Annotated in this window: 13 protein-coding genes, 2 rRNA genes and 1 pseudogene (1 of these 16 running past the window's edge); 7 read left to right on the top strand and 9 right to left on the bottom strand. The window is 64.9% G+C overall.

Translation table 11 applies throughout. The features are described 5' to 3' along the window. A pseudogene (locus CON77_RS15430) lies at positions 1-234 on the bottom strand (hypothetical protein); the annotation flags it as partial. Positions 235-282: 48 nt separating this feature from the next. Beyond that, positions 283-1,002: a Crp/Fnr family transcriptional regulator gene (locus CON77_RS00300; protein WP_101046671.1), complete on the bottom strand. Its 720-nt coding sequence runs from the start codon at positions 1,000-1,002 to the stop codon at positions 283-285. 185 nt (positions 1,003-1,187) lie between these two features. Here CON77_RS00300 and CON77_RS00295 point away from each other — a divergent pair, with 185 nt between their 5' ends. From CON77_RS00295 to CON77_RS00265, 7 genes are all read left to right on the top strand, one after another. Next, positions 1,188-3,134 carry an AMP-dependent synthetase/ligase gene (locus CON77_RS00295; protein WP_101046669.1) on the top strand — a complete coding sequence of 649 codons (1,947 nt, stop codon included), beginning with the start codon at positions 1,188-1,190 and terminating at the stop codon, positions 3,132-3,134. Between the two features lie 25 nt (positions 3,135-3,159). Beyond that, positions 3,160-3,945, top strand: coding sequence for an ABC transporter ATP-binding protein (locus tag CON77_RS00290; RefSeq protein ID WP_101046667.1), 786 nt, complete (start codon positions 3,160-3,162; stop codon positions 3,943-3,945). A gap of 13 nt (positions 3,946-3,958) precedes the next feature. After that, a complete protein-coding gene (locus tag CON77_RS00285) occupies positions 3,959-4,888 on the top strand; it encodes a branched-chain amino acid ABC transporter permease (protein WP_101046665.1) in 930 nt (309 codons plus the stop codon). A gap of 11 nt (positions 4,889-4,899) precedes the next feature. Next, a complete protein-coding gene (locus CON77_RS00280) occupies positions 4,900-5,976 on the top strand; it encodes a branched-chain amino acid ABC transporter permease (protein WP_101046663.1) in 1,077 nt (358 codons plus the stop codon). 50 nt (positions 5,977-6,026) lie between these two features. Then, positions 6,027-7,364: an ABC transporter substrate-binding protein gene (locus CON77_RS00275; protein WP_101046661.1), complete on the top strand. Its 1,338-nt coding sequence runs from the start codon at positions 6,027-6,029 to the stop codon at positions 7,362-7,364. 128 nt (positions 7,365-7,492) lie between these two features. Continuing rightward, positions 7,493-8,302, top strand: coding sequence for an ABC transporter ATP-binding protein (locus CON77_RS00270; protein ID WP_101046659.1), 810 nt, complete (start codon positions 7,493-7,495; stop codon positions 8,300-8,302). A 34-nt stretch (positions 8,303-8,336) separates the two neighbouring features. Continuing rightward, the gene (locus tag CON77_RS00265; RefSeq protein ID WP_101046673.1) at positions 8,337-9,614 is read left to right on the top strand and encodes a phenylacetate--CoA ligase family protein; all 1,278 of its coding nucleotides are present in this window, start codon (positions 8,337-8,339) and stop codon (positions 9,612-9,614) included. A gap of 10 nt (positions 9,615-9,624) precedes the next feature. Here CON77_RS00265 and CON77_RS00260 read toward each other — a convergent pair whose 3' ends face one another. From CON77_RS00260 to CON77_RS00230, 7 genes are all read right to left on the bottom strand, one after another. Then, on the bottom strand, positions 9,625-9,948 hold the full coding sequence (locus CON77_RS00260) for a DUF1840 domain-containing protein (RefSeq protein ID WP_101046657.1): 324 nt from the start codon (positions 9,946-9,948) through the stop codon (positions 9,625-9,627). Positions 9,949-10,010: 62 nt separating this feature from the next. Further along, complete coding sequence (locus tag CON77_RS00255; protein ID WP_101046655.1) at positions 10,011-11,528, bottom strand: HDOD domain-containing protein; 1,518 nt, start codon at positions 11,526-11,528, stop codon at positions 10,011-10,013. 47 nt (positions 11,529-11,575) lie between these two features. Continuing rightward, on the bottom strand, positions 11,576-12,451 hold the full coding sequence (locus CON77_RS00250; protein WP_101046653.1) for a MinD/ParA family protein: 876 nt from the start codon (positions 12,449-12,451) through the stop codon (positions 11,576-11,578). A gap of 15 nt (positions 12,452-12,466) precedes the next feature. After that, positions 12,467-13,186 carry a GGDEF domain-containing protein gene (locus CON77_RS00245; RefSeq protein ID WP_232788345.1) on the bottom strand — a complete coding sequence of 240 codons (720 nt, stop codon included), beginning with the start codon at positions 13,184-13,186 and terminating at the stop codon, positions 12,467-12,469. Positions 13,187-13,291: 105 nt separating this feature from the next. Continuing rightward, complete coding sequence (locus CON77_RS00240) at positions 13,292-14,356, bottom strand: homocysteine S-methyltransferase family protein (protein ID WP_101046649.1); 1,065 nt, start codon at positions 14,354-14,356, stop codon at positions 13,292-13,294. Positions 14,357-14,433: 77 nt separating this feature from the next. Further along, positions 14,434-14,546 (bottom strand): 5S ribosomal RNA (rrf, locus tag CON77_RS00235). A gap of 146 nt (positions 14,547-14,692) precedes the next feature. Beyond that, a 23S ribosomal RNA gene (locus CON77_RS00230) occupies positions 14,693-15,980 on the bottom strand; it runs 1,590 nt beyond the window's last position.

Raw genomic sequence — 15,980 nt, 5'->3', positions numbered from 1 at the left:
CAAGCGCTTGTTGAGGCGCACGCCCACGGCCGGCGCACCCGCCGCTGCAGCGGTGCCGCCGGACGGCACCGCACGCCGCGGCTTGGGCGACAAAGGGGTCGAGGCCGCCGGGCTGCGCCGCCCAGGCTCGGTCGGCACGGGCGGGCGGGTCGGCCGCAGCTGCCCCTGGGCACGCTCCGAACGGCCGGCCGGTTTTGCGGGTGCACGGGGTGGCAAGGACAGGGTTTTGCTCATCTCATTCGGGTGGGGCGGACAAGCGCAAATTGTCGCACCACCGCCCCATCACGGGCGCAGCGGCAGACCGGTGCTTTGCAAGGCGTCCAGGTCGAGCACGCGCAGGCCGCCATACTCCACCGCAATCACCCCGGCGTGCTGGAGCGAAGCCAGTGCCTCGTTCACCCGCTGGCGCGACAACCCGACCAAATAGGCCAGTTCCTGCTGGGTGATGCGCAGCACCTGCCCCACCCCCGGGAACAGCCCTGGGTGGAACAGGTTGGCCACGCTGCGCGCCACGCGCACGTCGGGGTCGGTGATGCGGTCGATCTCGCGCGCGGCGATGAACTGCCCCAGGCGCTCGTTCAACTGCCGCATGACGAAGCGGTTGAAGCCGATGGAGTTGTCCAGCAACCAGTGGAAGGTGTCCACCGGCAGCCCGGCCACCAGGCTTTTGCGCAGCGCCAGCACGTTGTAGCGGTAGGTTTCGCGCTTGAGCACCGTGCCCTCGCCAAACCAGCCCCCCGGGGCGATGCCGGTGAAGGTGATCAGCGGGCCCCGGCTGTCGTCGTTGCTCATTTTCAGCAGGCCATCGACCAGGCCGAACCAATACGTCACCGGCCGCCCCACGCGGCAGATGTGGTCGCCCGGGTCCACCCGCGACACCACCAGGGCCGCCTGGGCGTGCGCCTGCTCGGCCGGTGTGAGCAAGCCCATCCAGGGAATTTCTGCCATCTCCTCGGGCGTCAAGGCCCGGGCGCGTTCGCGCAAGCCCGTCTTCGTGGTCATGCAGAAATGGTGAAGCAAAACCCCCTGCCGCCCCGCGACCCTAGGGAAAGTCCTAGATGGGGTGAACCCGAGATTGTCGTCGCAATGACAACATGGCGTCAAAGTTCGGGCGTACAGTCCGACCCAGTTGAAGGTGCGTCACCGCCGTCCGGCCGTGGCCACCGCCCCCAGGCAGAGGAGACCCCATGAGAACCACCTTCCCGCGGCTGCTGCTGCAGCACGCCACCCAACGGCCCCAGGCCCCCGCCATGCGGGAGAAGGAATACGGCATCTGGCAAACCACCGACTGGCGCGGCATGGCCGCCCTGGTCCAGCACATCGCCGGCGGCCTGCACCAGCTGGGCCTGCGCCGGGGGGAACACCTGGTGGTCATCGGCGCCAACCGCCCCAACCTCTACGCCACCATGCTGGCGGCCCAGTCGCTGGGCGCCATCCCCGTGCCGCTGTACCAGGACGCGGTTGCGCCCGAATGCGTCTTCCCCATCAACAACGCCGAGGTGCGCTTCGCCGTGGTGGAAGACCAGGAGCAGGTGGACAAGATGCTCGAAATCCGCGAGCAGTGCCCGCAGCTGACACACATCCTGTTCGACGACCCGCGCGGCCTGCGCAACTACGACGAACCCGGACTGGCCGGCCTGCAGGAAGTGGTCGCCGCCGGACGCGTGTTCACCGAAGAACACCCGGACTTTTTCCAGGAGCAGGTCGACCTGGCGCAGCCCGACGATGTGGCCGCCATGTTCTTCACCTCCGGCACCACCGGCAACCCCAAGGGCGTGGTGCACACCCACTTTTCCCTGCTCAACCGCGCCGAGGTCGGCGCCAAGTTCGACAAGCTGGGCCCAGCCGACGAGGTGCTGGCCTACCTGCCGCCGGCCTGGATCGGCCAGAACATCTTCAGCTATGCCCAGTGGCTGGCCTGCGGCTACGTGGTGAACTGCCCCGAATCCGGCAGCACCGTGACCATCGACCTGAAAGAGATCGGTCCGACCTACTACTTCGCCCCGCCACGGGTGTTCGAGGGCCTGCTCACCAGCGTGATGATCCGCATGGAAGACGCCGGTGCCCTGAAACGCAAGCTGTTCCACCACTTCATGGACGTGGCGCGCCAGGTCGGCCCCGCCCTGATGGACGGCAAAAGCGTGGGCCTGGGCGCCCGGCTGAGCTACGCCCTGGGCAACCTGCTGGTCTACGGCCCGCTGCGCAACACCCTGGGCCTGAGCCGTGTGCGGGTGGCCTACACCGCGGGTGAAGCCATCGGCCCCGACCTGTTCAGCTTTTACCGTTCCATCGGCATCAACCTCAAGCAGCTCTACGGCTCGACCGAAACCGCCGTGTTCGTCTGCCTGCAGCCCGACCACGAAGCCAAGGCCGACACCGTGGGCGTGCCCTGCGAAGGGGTGGAAATCAAGCTGGCCGACAACGGCGAGATCCTGGTCAAGTCGCCCGGCCTGCTGAAAGAGTATTACAAGAACCCCAAGGCCACCGAAGAGGTGCTGACCGCCGACGGCTGGTACCACACCAGCGACGCCGGCTTCCTCGACGCCTCCGGCCACCTCAAAATCATCGACCGCGTGAAAGACGTGGGCCGCATCAAGGGCGGCGCCAACGACGGCGCCATGTTCGCGCCCAAGTACGTGGAGAACAAGCTCAAGTTCTTCTCGCACATCAAGGAGGTGGTGGCCTATGGCGACCAGCGCGACCAGGTCTGCGTCATGGTCAACATCGACTTCGACGCCGTCGGCAACTGGGCCGAGCGCCGCAATCTGCCCTACGCCGGCTACACCGACCTGGCGCAGAAGCCCGAGGTGTACGAACTGATCCGCGAGTGCGTGGAGAAGGTCAACGCCGACCTCAGCCGCGACGCGCTGCTGGCCGGCAGCCAGGTCAGCCGCTTCCTGGTGCTGCACAAGGAACTGGACGCCGACGACGGCGAACTGACCCGCACCAACAAGGTCCGCCGCGGCTTCATCGCCGACAAGTACAGCGTGCTGATCGACGCCCTCTATGGCGGCAAGACCGAGCAGTACATCGAAACCCAGGTCAAGTTCGAAGACGGCCGCACCGGCAAGGTCAGCGCCACGCTCCGCCTGAGCGACGCCAAGACCTTCCCGGCCGTGAAACAGGCCGCCTGACCCACCCAGAGGAAACACCACCACCATGGCACACAAGAAAGTGGGGGACGTCATCCTCGACGTCCAGAACATCAGCCTGCGCTTCGGCGGCGTCAAGGCGCTGACCGACATCTCCTTCAACGTGAAGGAACACGAGATCCGCGCCATCATCGGCCCCAACGGCGCCGGCAAAAGCTCGATGCTCAACTGCATCAACGGCGTTTACCAGCCGCAGGAAGGCAAGATCACCTTCCGCGGCCAAACCTTCCGCGGCATGAACAGCCGCCAAGTGGCGGAAATGGGCGTGGCCCGCACCTTCCAGAACCTGGCGCTGTTCAAGGGCATGAGCGTGATCGACAACATCATGACCGGCCGCAACCTGCGCATCAAGAGCAACCTGTTCCTGCAGGCGCTGCGCCTGGGCCCGGCCCAGCATGAGGAGGAACTGCACCGCGAGAAGGTCGAGCACATCATCGACTTCCTCGAAATCCAGGCCTTCCGCAAGACCCCCGTGGGTCAGCTGCCCTATGGCCTGCAAAAGCGCGTGGACCTGGGCCGCGCCCTGGCCATGGAGCCGCAGGTGCTGCTGCTGGACGAGCCCATGGCCGGCATGAACGTGGAAGAGAAGCAGGACATGTGCCGCTTCATCCTCGACGTGAACGACGAGTTCGGCACCACCATCGTACTGATCGAGCACGACATGGGCGTGGTGATGGACATCTCCGACCGCGTGGTGGTGCTGGACTACGGCAAGAAGATCGGCGACGGCCCGCCGGACGAAGTGCGCGCCAACGAAGAAGTCATCCGCGCCTACCTGGGCACCAGCCACTGAGGAGTCAAGAGTCATGGCATTTTTCCTCGAAACCCTGTTTGGCGGCCTGATGGCCGGCATGCTGTATTCCCTGGTGGCGCTGGGCTTTGTGCTCATCTTCAAGGCCTCGGGCGTGTTCAACTTCGCCCAGGGCGCCATGGTGCTGTTCGCCGCCCTGGCCATGGCCCGCTTCTCCGAGTGGGTGCCGCAATGGCTGGGCCTGGAGAGCAAGCTGCTGGCCAACCTGGTGGCGTTCGCTCTGGCCGCGGCCCTGATGTTCGTGCTCGCCTGGTTCATCGAGCGTCTGGTGCTGCGCCACCTGGTCAACCAGGAAGGCGTGACCCTGCTGATGGCCACCCTGGGCATCACCTACTTTCTCGACGGCCTGGGCCAGACCATCTTCGGCAGCGACATTTACCAGATCGACATCGGCATGCCGAAAGACCCGATCTTCATTCTGGACGGGCTGTTCGAAGGCGGCGTGCTCATCAACCAGGAGGACGTGATCGCCGCCGTGGTGGCCGCGGCCCTGGTCGCCGCCCTGTCCCTGTTCTTCCAGAAAACCACCACCGGCCGCGCCCTGCGCGCCGTGGCCGACGACCACCAGGCCGCCCAATCCATCGGCATCCCGCTCAACCGCATCTGGGTCATCGTTTGGTGTGTGGCCGGCATCACCGCCCTGGTCGCCGGCATGATCTGGGGCTCCAAACTGGGCGTGCAGTTCTCGCTCACCACCGTGGCCCTGCGCGCACTGCCCGTCATCATCCTGGGCGGCCTGACCTCGGTGCCCGGCGCCATCATCGGCGGCCTGATCATCGGCGTCGGTGAAAAGCTGTCCGAGGTCTACCTCGGCCCCCTGGTCGGCGGCGGCATCGAAATCTGGTTCGCCTACATGCTGGCCCTGGTGTTCCTGCTGTTCCGTCCGCAGGGTTTGTTCGGCGAAAAAATCATCGACCGCGTGTGAGGAGACACTGAATGTTTTACAGAGAAAACGGTCAATTCAAGACCTCCTACCGCGCCGATCAGCAGATCTTCCCGATCGCGCAGGACAAATGGGCCATCCTGGCCATCGTCGCCTTCGCGGCAGTAGGCATCCCCTTCCTGGTGGACGAATACCTGTTTCGCGCCATCCTGATCCCCTTCCTCATCCTGTCCATGGCAGCGCTGGGGGTGAACATCCTGGTGGGTTACTGCGGCCAGATCTCGCTGGGCTCCGGCGCCTTCATGGCGGTGGGCGCCTACATGGCCTACAACACCTACATCCGCATCGACGGAATGCCGCTGATCGTGGCGCTGCTCTCCGGCGGCTTCTTCGCCACGCTGGTGGGCCTGGTGTTCGGCATCCCCAGCCTGCGGGTCAAGGGCCTGTACCTGGCCGTGGCCACGCTGGCCGCGCAGTTCTTCTGCGACTGGGCCTTCCTGCGCATCGGCTGGTTCACCAACAACAACGCCTCGGGCTCGGTGTCGGTGTCCAACCTCAACGTCCTGGGCTGGGCCATCGACACCCCGGTGGAAAAATACCTGTTCTGCCTGGGCTTTCTGGTGGTGTTTGGCGTGCTGGCCAAGAACCTGGTGCGCGGCGCCATCGGCCGCGAATGGATGGCCATCCGCGACATGGACGTGGCCGCCGCCGTGATCGGCATCCGCCCGATGTACGCCAAGCTCTCGGCCTTCGCTGTCAGCTCCTTCATCATCGGCGTGGCCGGCGGCCTCTGGGGCTTCGTCCACCTGGGTTCCTGGGAGCCGGCCGCCTTCAGCATCGACCGCTCCTTCCAGCTGCTGTTCATGGTCATCATCGGCGGCATGGGCTCCATCATGGGCAGCTTCTTCGGCGCGGCCTTCATCGTGGTGCTGCCCATCTTCCTGAACCAGTTGCTGCCCGGCCTGGGGGCCCTGGTCGGCCTCTCGGTGTCCACCGCCGCCGTGTCGCACACCGAATTCATGATCTTCGGCGCCCTGATCGTATGGTTCCTCATCGTCGAGCCGCACGGCCTGGCCAAGCTGTGGAGCATCGGCAAACAGAAGCTGCGCATCTGGCCCTTCCCGCACTGACCTCGATTTTCCCGCCCCCGCTTCAACAACCACGTCGATAGGAGACAACCATGAAGCTTCGTTCCCTCGCCCTCGCCGCCGCCGTGACCGCCACGTCCTTCGGCGGTGCCCTGGTGGCGCCGACCGCCCACGCGCAAGCCAAGGAGCAGTTCTTCCCCGTGCTGGTGTACCGCACCGGCGCCTACGCCCCCAACGGCGTGCCCTGGGCCAACGGCTTTGTCGACTACCTCAAGCTGACCAACGCACGCGGTGGCGTCAACGGCGTGAAGATTTCGTTTGAAGAATGCGAAACCGGCTACGCCACCGACCGCGGCGTGGAGTGCTACGAGCGCCTGAAGGGCAAGAATGGCGGCGCGACCATGTTCCAGCCGTTGTCCACCGGCATCACCTTCGCCCTGACCGAAAAAGCCCCCAACGACAAGATCCCGCTGATCACCTCGGGCTATGGCCGCAGCGAATCGCAAGACGGCGGTGTGTTCAAGTGGAACTTTCCGCTCGCCGGCACCTACTGGGTCGCCGCCGACGTGATCGTGCAGGACATCGCCAAGAAACTGGGCGGGGCCGCCAACCTCAAAGGCAAGAAGATCGCGCTGGTCTACCACGACAGCCCGTTCGGCAAAGAAGCCATCCCCATGATGCAGGAGCGTGCCGCCATGCACGGCTTCCAGCTGAGCCTGCTGCCCGTGACCCATCCCGGCGTGGAACAAAAAGCCACTTGGCTGCAGATCCGCCGCGACCGCCCCGACTACGTGGTCAACTGGGGTTGGGGCGTGATGAACTCCACCCTCCTGAAAGAGGCCCAGGCCACCGGCTACCCGCGCGAGAAGATCTACGGCGTGTGGTGGGCCGGTGCCGAACCCGACGTCAAGGACGTGGGCATGGGCGCCAAGGGCTACAACGCGGTGACCATGCAACACGGCGCCGAACCGAATGCGGCAGTGGTCAAGGAAATCGCTGACAAGGTGCACGCCAAAGGCCAGGGCACCGGTCCGAAAGAGGAACTGGGGCAGGTGTTGTACATGCGCGGCCTGATGAGCGCCATGTTTGCGGTCGAAGGCGTCCGTGCGGCCCAGGAACGCTTCGGCAAAGGCAAGGTCATGAACGGCGAGCAGGTCCGCTGGGGCCTGGAAAACCTCAACCTGACCCAGGCCAAACTGGACGGGCTTGGTTTCAAGGGCGTGATGCGCCCGCTGTCCACCAGCTGCCAGGACCACATGGGCGCCAACTGGGCCCGCGTCCACACCTGGGACGGTGGCAAGTGGCAGTTCTCCAGCGACTGGTACCAGGCCGATGAGCAGATCCTCAAGCCCATGGTCAAGGCCGCGGCCGACCGCTACGCGGCCGAGAAGAAGCTGACCCGCCGCACCCCGCAGGACTGCCAGTCCTGAGGCACCTGCCACCGCCACCTTCGGGTGAACGGTGGCCCTCACCGGACCCGGCCCATGCCGGGTCCCCAGCCGACAGCGTTGCACCGCAGCGCTGCCGCCTGGTTCTCGCCCCGCAACAAGGTCCACACATGAGCACACCCCAAACCGTCCTCAACGTCAACGGCATTGAAGTCATCTACAACCACGTCATCCTGGTGCTCAAGGGCGTGTCCCTGCAGGTGCAGGAAGGCCAGATCGCGGCCATCCTGGGCGGCAACGGCGCCGGCAAGACCACCACGCTGCGCGCCATCTCCAACCTGCTCAAGGCCGAGCGCGGCGAGGTCACCAAAGGCTCCATCGAACTGCGCGGCGAGCGCATCGAAAACCTGTCGCCGGCCGACCTCGTCAAGCGCGGCGTGGTGCAGGTGATGGAAGGCCGCCACTGCTTCGCCCACCTCACCATCGAGGAAAACCTGCTCACCGGGGCCTACACCCGCGCCAGCAAGGCCGAGATCGACGCCAACCTGGAGAAGGTCTACAACTACTTTCCGCGCCTCAAAACCCGTCGCACCTCGCAGGCGGCCTACACCTCCGGCGGCGAACAGCAGATGTGCGCCATCGGCCGCGCCCTCATGACCAACCCCAGTGTGGTGCTGCTCGACGAACCCTCCATGGGTCTGGCCCCGCAGATCGTGGAAGAGGTGTTCGAGATCGTCAAGGACCTGAACCAGAAGGAAAAGGTCACCTTCCTGATCGCCGAGCAGAACACCAACATGGCGCTGAAATACGCCAACTACGGCTACATCATGGAAAGCGGCCGCATCATGATGGACGGTGCCGCCGAAGACCTGCGCAACAACGAGGACGTCAAAGAGTTCTACCTGGGCATGGGCGGCGGCGAGCGCAAGAGCTTCAAAGACGTCAAGAGCTACAAGCGCCGCAAGCGCTGGCTGGCCTGATTCCCCACCTCTTTGCCCCTTGACCTGCGCCACCATGTCCGCACACTTTGACGCCCTCGAAACCCGCTCGCCCGCCGAGCGCGAAGCCGCCCTGATGGCGGCCCTGCCCGCCCACATCGCCCACGCCCAGCGCCACAGCGCCGCCTACGCCCAGCTGCTGGCGGGCGTGGACGCCGCCGCCGTGAACAGCCGTGACGCCCTGGCCCGCCTGCCGGTGGTGCGCAAACACGAATTGCTGGAACGCCAGCAGGCCGCACGCGCCGCTGGCGGCGACCCCTTCGGCGGCTTCGCCACCATCGGCTGGCGTCGCCTGTTGCGCAGCACAGGGGCACGGCGGGTGTTCCAGTCGCCCGGCCCCATCTACGAACCCGAAGGCGCCACCGCCGATTACTGGCGCTCGGGCCGGGCCATGGCCGCGGCCGGCTTCGCCGCCGGCGACCTGGTGCACAACTGTTTCAGTTACCACCTCACGCCAGGCGCCTGGATCATGGAAGCCGGCGCCCACGCCCTGGGCTGCACCGTGGTCCCGGGCGGGGTGGGCAACACCGAGCAGCAGCTCGCGGCCATCCAAGACCTGCAGCCCGAAGCCTACGCCGGAACCCCGAGCTTCCTGCGCATCCTCGTGGAAAAAGCCGAACAGACGGGCATCGCCCTGTCCCTGCGCAAGGCCCTGGTCTCGGGCGAAGCTTGCCCCCCGTCCCTGCGCGACTGGCTCGGCGAGCGCGGCATCACCGCCTACCAGTGTTACGCCACGGCCGACGCCGGCCTCATCGCCTACGAAACCCCGGCGCGCGAAGGCCTGGTGCTCGACGAAGGCGTGGTCCTGGAAATCGTCCGCCCGGGCACCGGCGATCCGGTAGCCGAAGGCGAGGTCGGCGAAGTGGTGGTCACCGTGCTCAACCCCGACTACCCGCTGATCCGCTTTGGCACCGGCGACCTGTCGGCCGTGCTCCCGGGCCCCTGTCCCACGGGCCGGACCAACACCCGCATCAAAGGCTGGCTGGGCCGCGCCGACCAGACCACCAAGATCAAGGGCATGTTCGTCCACCCCTCGCAGGTGGCCGAGGTGCTGCGCCGCCACCCCGAGGCCCTCAAGGCCCGCCTCGTGGTCACCGGTCAGATGGCCGACGACCACATGGCCTTGCAGGTCGAAACGGTGCAGCCCTTGGCCGACGACACCGCCACCCTGGTGCGCGCCCTGGAAGACAGCGTGCGCGACGTGACCAAGCTGCGCGGGCAAGTCACCCTGGTGGCCGCCGGCAGCCTGCCCAACGACGGCAAGGTCATCGAAGACGCCCGCCGCTACGACTGAGCACTGCGATTCACACCCCCCACACCACCTCGCAGCGCTCGCGCATGCAGTGCTGCAGCATCTCCAGGAAGGGGGTCACCCGGGTGCGCAGGCTGACACGGTCTGCCGGCGGCGGATCCTCGCCGCGGGCCAGGGCCTCCTGCTTCAGCCGTTCGAATTCGCATTCGTCTTCGAACACGGCATCGCGCAGGGCCTGCACGGCCCCCGGCATCCGGTCTACCAGAAGCACCCCAGGCGCTTTGGGGTCTTTTCCCAAAATTTCGAGCAACTGCTTGCCGTTGGGTTCCAGCATCACGACATCGGCCGTGGCCTTGCATTTGAAACGGTACAACATGCGGTCCTCCTGACAGGCTTGGGACACGGGATCATTGTGGCACTGCGCCCCGCGCTTGCCAATCAGCCTCTCAGGGCCGCGGCACTGGCCAGCGCATACACCATCAGATTGCGCAAGGCGCGCACCAGGGCCCGGTCTTCGTCCGTCCAGACCGGGCCACCGGGCGTGCTGCGGTCGGCGTACAGCATCCCCACCACCACCCCCTCGCGGCAGAGCGGCAACACCAGCAGGCAGCGCACCCGGTCCGAACGCAGCCACGCAGGCAAACGCGCGCTCCAGGCGGCCCGCTGCACATCCTCCACGCAACTGTCCTTGCCACTGCGGACCATGGCGCCCAGCACATCGTCGCCGTCACCCAAGGACACCTGGAATTGCGGCACCAGCGCCTCGGCATCGGCCCCCAGGCCGATCCACCCTTGCAACGGCCCCGAGGGCCCGGTCCGGCGGCACAGCACCGCACGCTCGTAGCCCAATGCCCGGTACAAGGTTTCCAGCGCCATGCGGCCCAACTCCTTGGGAGGAGCCCCTTCGAGCAACACATCCGTAACATCGGCCAAGCCCTGGGCCAGGGTGGTCGCGGCCGGGTTCATATCACCGTCCTGCACGACCGCTGGCGCCGGGGGCGGTGGCCCGCTCGCAGACGGGACCACCCCGACCGGGGCCGCATGCACCCGCCCCAAGCCAGCGGCCTCCGCCGCTTCCGACCACCGTTGCCGTGCCGATTCGGCGCGCAAAGCCATCGCCTCCAGCCCCACCCCCAGCACGCCCGAGAACCGCCGGGACACCCGCTCCCAGGCAGGCGTGGCCGCATCGGCAGTCGGGCCCAGCATCGCCTCGGCCATGGCGTGCGCCGCCCCCGACAACCAACGCAAACGTTCACCCGCCTCGTGCGGGCGGCGGCTCGGCGGCGTGCCTTCGGCCGGCTCCATGGCCCGGCGGATGTGTGCGGGCAAGCGCCACACACGGGCAACCCCCTGCCCCAGGGCCTCAAAATCGGCACCCAACACCCGCACCGCCTCGCGGCGGACGGCGTCCCGGTCCCGTCCGGCCCGGGCATCGATGGTCTGGACTTCGGTCGGGAAGTAGCACACCGCGATCATCCGCCCCAGCTCGTGGAACAGCGCCCCCAGGAAGGCCTCTTCCGGGTCCACATCCGGCGTCCCCCAGGCGACCGCCAGGTGAGCGGCCAGCAAGGCGCGCAGGTATTCCTCCCGCACGCGCTGGGCTTGGAGCCGGTTTTCCATGTGCTCCAGCAGCACCAGGCTCAGGGCCAGGCTGCGCACCGTCGACACGCCCATCATGCTCACCGCCCGCGACACCGTTCCGATGCCGTCGACATGGCCGGCGAAGCGGGCCGCATTCACCACCCGCAACAACTTGTTGGTCAGGGCCACATCCTTCAGGATCTCTTCGGTCAGGTGCCTCAGGTCTTCGCGTTCGCCGCCGGCCAGGTTCAGCACGCGCACGATCTGGGCCGACATGGCCGGAAAATCCCCGTCGGCCTGCATCCGGTCGAGCAAGCGGGCCACCAGGGGCGAGCGCTCGCGCAGGGCGGCGATCCCTGGGACGGCCTCAGCCATGGCATCCCCACACTGGACACGCAAGGCCGTGCTCGCCGCCGCCGCCTTCAGGGACGCGCATCGGGCTGGATCACGGTTTCCAGCAGGCGCCCCGCGATCTGCCCCACCGCCAGCCCAGCCGGCGAGCCCGGTGTGTGCACCCACAGCAACTGCCGGCGCATGACGGCCTCCTTCACGGCCTGGTCCACCGGAATGTCGCCCACGTGCAACAGCCGTATGCCGGTCGATGCCCCGCTGGGTGCCGCAGCGCCCTGGGGCAATGCCTGGCCGACAAAGCGGTTGAGCACCGCCTGGAGCTGGGCGGTGATGGCCTTGCCATCGCCGGGTCGCTGCGCCTGGTTCACCACGATCCGCACCTGCTGCCTTTGCTGTTGCGTGGCCAGCACTTTGATCGTGGCGTAGGCGTCGGTCAAGGAGGTCGGCTCGGGCGTGGCCACCAACACGATCTCCGACGCGAGCGACAAGGCGAACAGCACCACATCGGAAATGCCGGCACCGGTGTCCAACAGCACCACGTCGTAGCGCGGCACCACATCGGCCATCAATTTCAAAAAGTCTTCCCGCACCTCCGGCGTCAGCCGGGAGTACTCGACCATGCCCGAGCCCGCCAGCAACACCGAAAACCCGCCGGGCGCTTTGACGATCGCGTCCTCCAGCGTGGCTTTGCCGGTGAACACATCGTGCAAGGTCAGCTTGGGGTACAGGTTCAGCACCACATCCAGGTTGGCCAGGCCAAGGTCGGCGTCCAGGACGAGCACCTTCAGGCCGCGCCGCGTCAGGGCCGCGGCCAAATTGGCCGAGACAAAGGTCTTGCCGACGCCGCCTTTACCGCTGGTGATCGCAATCACCTTGCCTTTGCCGGGACGCGACGTGGCCCCGCCAGTGGCCGCTGCGGGGCGTGAGGTGTCTGGGGTGTTGCTCATGAAAGGTGGTGGCGCTCAGTTCGCATCGGCGGGATTGATCATAAGCCCCTCGGGCTGCGCCCAAGCAAACAACAAACCCTTTTCTTCGGGGCTCACTTCGCTCACGGCCATTTCCTCGATGCAGACCCGGTTGCGTCCGCCCTGCTTGGCCAGATACAGCTGGCGGTCCGCTCGCTCTAGCCAGACTTCGACCGAGCTGCGCACCCAGGCCGGCGCAAACGCCCCGCCACAACTCACGGTCACCTGCAAGGCCAAATGTTGGTGGCGTATCGTCAGGGCTTCCACGGCCGCACGGATGCGTTCGGCCACCATCGGACCGAAGGCGTGTCCGCAATTGGGCAGGACCACCGCGAATTCTTCACCGCCCATCCGCGCCACCGTGTCCATCGGGCGCACGCACTCCTGCAAGGTCCTCGCGACCGCGCGGATCACCATGTCCCCAGCCAAGTGGCCGTGGATGTCGTTCACACGCTTGAAATGGTCGATGTCAACCGCCAAGAGCATGACCGACTCACCCAGACGGGCCACGCGGTCCAACTCCCGCGTCAGCGTGCCCAGGAAGGCCCTCCGGTTGCCCACCCCGGTCAAGGCATCACGCGACGACAACTCGCACAAACCGTCCAACAAGCCCTGGACAAAGCCCGCGTCGCCATCCCGTTGGCGGTCGGGCAGGGGATGCCCCGCCAGTCTCAGCAAGGCTTCGGCATGCTCCAAACGCAGGTCATCCCAATTCACAGACGGGGTCGGCAGGATCGAACAAAAGCAGGCACAGCGCCCACCATGCAGACAGTATAGGGCGAATCACCTTGGGCATTTTCTCCCGCCAGACCAGCCACGCCATCAATCCCGATAGCGGGCGAAACGATCGCGTGGCGCCCGTCCACCGACCGCGCGACCGATCGCAGCGATGTGGTCCGGCGTTGTGCCACAACACCCCCCTACGATGTTCACCAGGCCTTCTGCGGCAAATTCGTGGAGCAGGCGCGAGGTATCGGCCGGCGTTTCATCAAAGCCCGTGTCACTCATCGGATTGGGCAGGCCCGCGTTCGGATAGCAACTGATGAAGGTGCCTTCGGCGATCCGAGACAACTCCTGGATATATGGCTTCATCAACGCCGCGCCCAAGGCGCAATTCAGGCCCACCGCCAGGGGGCGAACGTGACGCACACTGGCCCAGAAAGCCGACACCGTCTGCCCGCTCAGGATTCGGCCCGAGGCATCGGTCACCGTCCCACTGATGATCACCGGCAGACATTCACCGGTTTCATCGAAATAACGTTCAATGGCGAACAGGGCCGCCTTGGCATTCAAGGTGTCGAAAATCGTTTCCACCAACAGCACATCGGCCCCGCCCTCCACCAGGCCGGCCACCTGCTCATGGTAGGCCTCGCACAAGGCATCAAAGGTGACGTTGCGCGCCCCCGGATCGTTCACGTCAGGGCTGATGCTGGCGGTTTTCGGCGTGGGGCCCAAGGCGCCGGCCACGTAGCGCGGCCGCTCAGGCGTGGCAAAGCGATCGCAGGCCGCGCGCGCCAGTCGGGCCGACGCCACGTTCATTTCGCGGGCAAAAGCCGCCAAACCATAATCATCTTGGGCCACCGTGGTGGCGCCAAAGGTGTTGGTTTCGATCAGATCGGCCCCCGATGCCAGATAGGCCTCGTGGATGCTGCGGATGATGTCGGGGCGGGTCAGGCTCAACAATTCGTTGTTGCCCTTGAGATCGCTCGGCCAATCCACAAACCGGACATCGCCCGGGGCAGCATCGGGGAGCCCTGCCCCGCGGTATTGCGCCTCGTCCAACTGGAAACGCTGGATCATGGTCCCCATCGCGCCATCCAAGACAGCGATGCGTTCAGACAACAAGGCCGGCAAGGCCTGGGCGCGGGTGTAATGCAGAGTATTCATCACCGTCGATTCTGCCAGCACAAGCAAAAAACCCCGAACCCGTGTCAACGGAATTCGGGGTTATTGCTCAAATAACAGCCTGACGATGACCTACTTTCACACAGGGATCTGCACTATCATCGGCGCGAAGTCGTTTCACTGTCCTGTTCGGGATGGGAAGGAGTGGGACCAACTTGCTATGGTCGTCAGGCATAACGGGTTGCCGCACTGACCTGGGGTCAGCACAGCGAATTCACAGAGTCGAATGGTTTTTGATTGCGTCGCAACATATTCAGGTCGAGCGTCATACGACAGACTTCGATTGTTGCCTTGAACACGCGCGGTGCTCAAAGTTATAGGGTCAAGCCTCACGGGCAATTAGTACGAGTTAGCTTAACGCATTGCTGCGCTTCCACACCTCGCCTATCAACGTCGTGGTCTTCAACGACCCTTCAGGGGGCTCAAGGCCCCGGCAGATCTCATCTTGGAACGAGTTTCCCGCTTAGATGCTTTCAGCGGTTATCTCTTCCGCACATAGCTACCCGGCGATGCCACTGGCGTGACAACCGGTACACCAGAGGTGCGTCCACTCCGGTCCTCTCGTACTAGGAGCAGGCTTCCTCAAATCTGCAGCGCCCACGGAAGATAGGGACCAAACTGTCTCACGACGTTTTAAACCCAGCTCACGTACCTCTTTAAATGGCGAACAGCCATACCCTTGGGACCGGCTACAGCCCCAGGATGAGATGAGCCGACATCGAGGTGCCAAACACCGCCGTCGATATGAACTCTTGGGCGGTATCAGCCTGTTATCCCCAGAGTACCTTTTATCCGTTGAGCGATGGCCCTTCCATACAGAACCACCGGATCACTATGTCCTGCTTTCGCATCTGCTCGACTTGTCAGTCTCGCAGTTAAGCACGCTTATGCCATTGCACTATCGTCACGATGTCCGACCGTAACTAGCGTACCTTCGAACTCCTCCGTTACGCTTTGGGAGGAGACCGCCCCAGTCAAACTGCCTACCATGCACTGTCCCCACCCCCGATTCAGGGGGCCAGGTTAGAACCTCAAACGCACCAGGGTGGTATTTCAACGTCGGCTCCAGGCGAACTAGCATCCGCCCTTCAAAGCCTCCCACCTATCCTACACAGATCCGTTCAAAGTCCAATACAAAGCTACAGTAAAGGTTCATGGGGTCTTTCCGTCTTTCCGCGGGGAGATTGCATCATCACAAACATTTCAACTTCGCTGAGTCTCGGGAGGAGACAGTGTGGCCATCGTTACGCCATTCGTGCAGGTCGGAACTTACCCGACAAGGAATTTCGCTACCTTAGGACCGTTATAGTTACGGCCGCCGTTTACCGGGACTTCGATCAAGAGCTTGCACCCCATCAATTAATCTTCCGGCACCGGGCAGGCGTCACACCCTATACGTCCACTTTCGTGTTTGCAGAGTGCTGTGTTTTTAGTAAACAGTCGCAGCCACCTATTTTTTGCAACCCATTCGCGCTTCGTTGTTCACTACACGCTACTAGGGCACACCTTCTTCCGAAGTTACGGTGTCAATTTGCCGAGTTCCTTCTCCCGAGTTCTCTCAAGCGCCTGAGAATACTCATCTCGCGCACCAGTGTCGGTTTGCGGT

It is taken from the genome of Macromonas nakdongensis (assembly GCF_002837145.1).
GTDB classification, from domain to species: domain Bacteria; phylum Pseudomonadota; class Gammaproteobacteria; order Burkholderiales; family Burkholderiaceae_C; genus Macromonas_B; species Macromonas_B nakdongensis.
The sequence above is the reverse complement of the archived record's forward strand: the minus strand, read 5'-3'. Positions and strand labels throughout refer to the sequence as shown.

Excerpts from the sequence above, each read along its gene's own strand:
- CON77_RS00300 (WP_101046671.1), bottom strand. The coding sequence starts at position 1,002 with ATGACCACGAAGACGGGCTTGCGCGAACGCGCCCGGGCCTTGACGCCC.
- CON77_RS00250 (WP_101046653.1), bottom strand. The coding sequence starts at position 12,451 with ATGAGCAACACCCCAGACACCTCACGCCCCGCAGCGGCCACTGGCGGG.
- CON77_RS00295 (WP_101046669.1), top strand. The coding sequence starts at position 1,188 with ATGAGAACCACCTTCCCGCGGCTGCTGCTGCAGCACGCCACCCAACGG.
- CON77_RS00290 (WP_101046667.1), top strand. The coding sequence starts at position 3,160 with ATGGCACACAAGAAAGTGGGGGACGTCATCCTCGACGTCCAGAACATC.
- CON77_RS00285 (WP_101046665.1), top strand. The coding sequence starts at position 3,959 with ATGGCATTTTTCCTCGAAACCCTGTTTGGCGGCCTGATGGCCGGCATG.
- CON77_RS00260 (WP_101046657.1), bottom strand. The coding sequence starts at position 9,948 with ATGTTGTACCGTTTCAAATGCAAGGCCACGGCCGATGTCGTGATGCTG.
- CON77_RS00240 (WP_101046649.1), bottom strand. The coding sequence starts at position 14,356 with ATGAATACTCTGCATTACACCCGCGCCCAGGCCTTGCCGGCCTTGTTG.
- CON77_RS00255 (WP_101046655.1), bottom strand. The coding sequence starts at position 11,528 with ATGGCTGAGGCCGTCCCAGGGATCGCCGCCCTGCGCGAGCGCTCGCCC.
- CON77_RS00275 (WP_101046661.1), top strand. The coding sequence starts at position 6,027 with ATGAAGCTTCGTTCCCTCGCCCTCGCCGCCGCCGTGACCGCCACGTCC.
- CON77_RS00270 (WP_101046659.1), top strand. The coding sequence starts at position 7,493 with ATGAGCACACCCCAAACCGTCCTCAACGTCAACGGCATTGAAGTCATC.
- CON77_RS00280 (WP_101046663.1), top strand. The coding sequence starts at position 4,900 with ATGTTTTACAGAGAAAACGGTCAATTCAAGACCTCCTACCGCGCCGAT.
- CON77_RS00265 (WP_101046673.1), top strand. The coding sequence starts at position 8,337 with ATGTCCGCACACTTTGACGCCCTCGAAACCCGCTCGCCCGCCGAGCGC.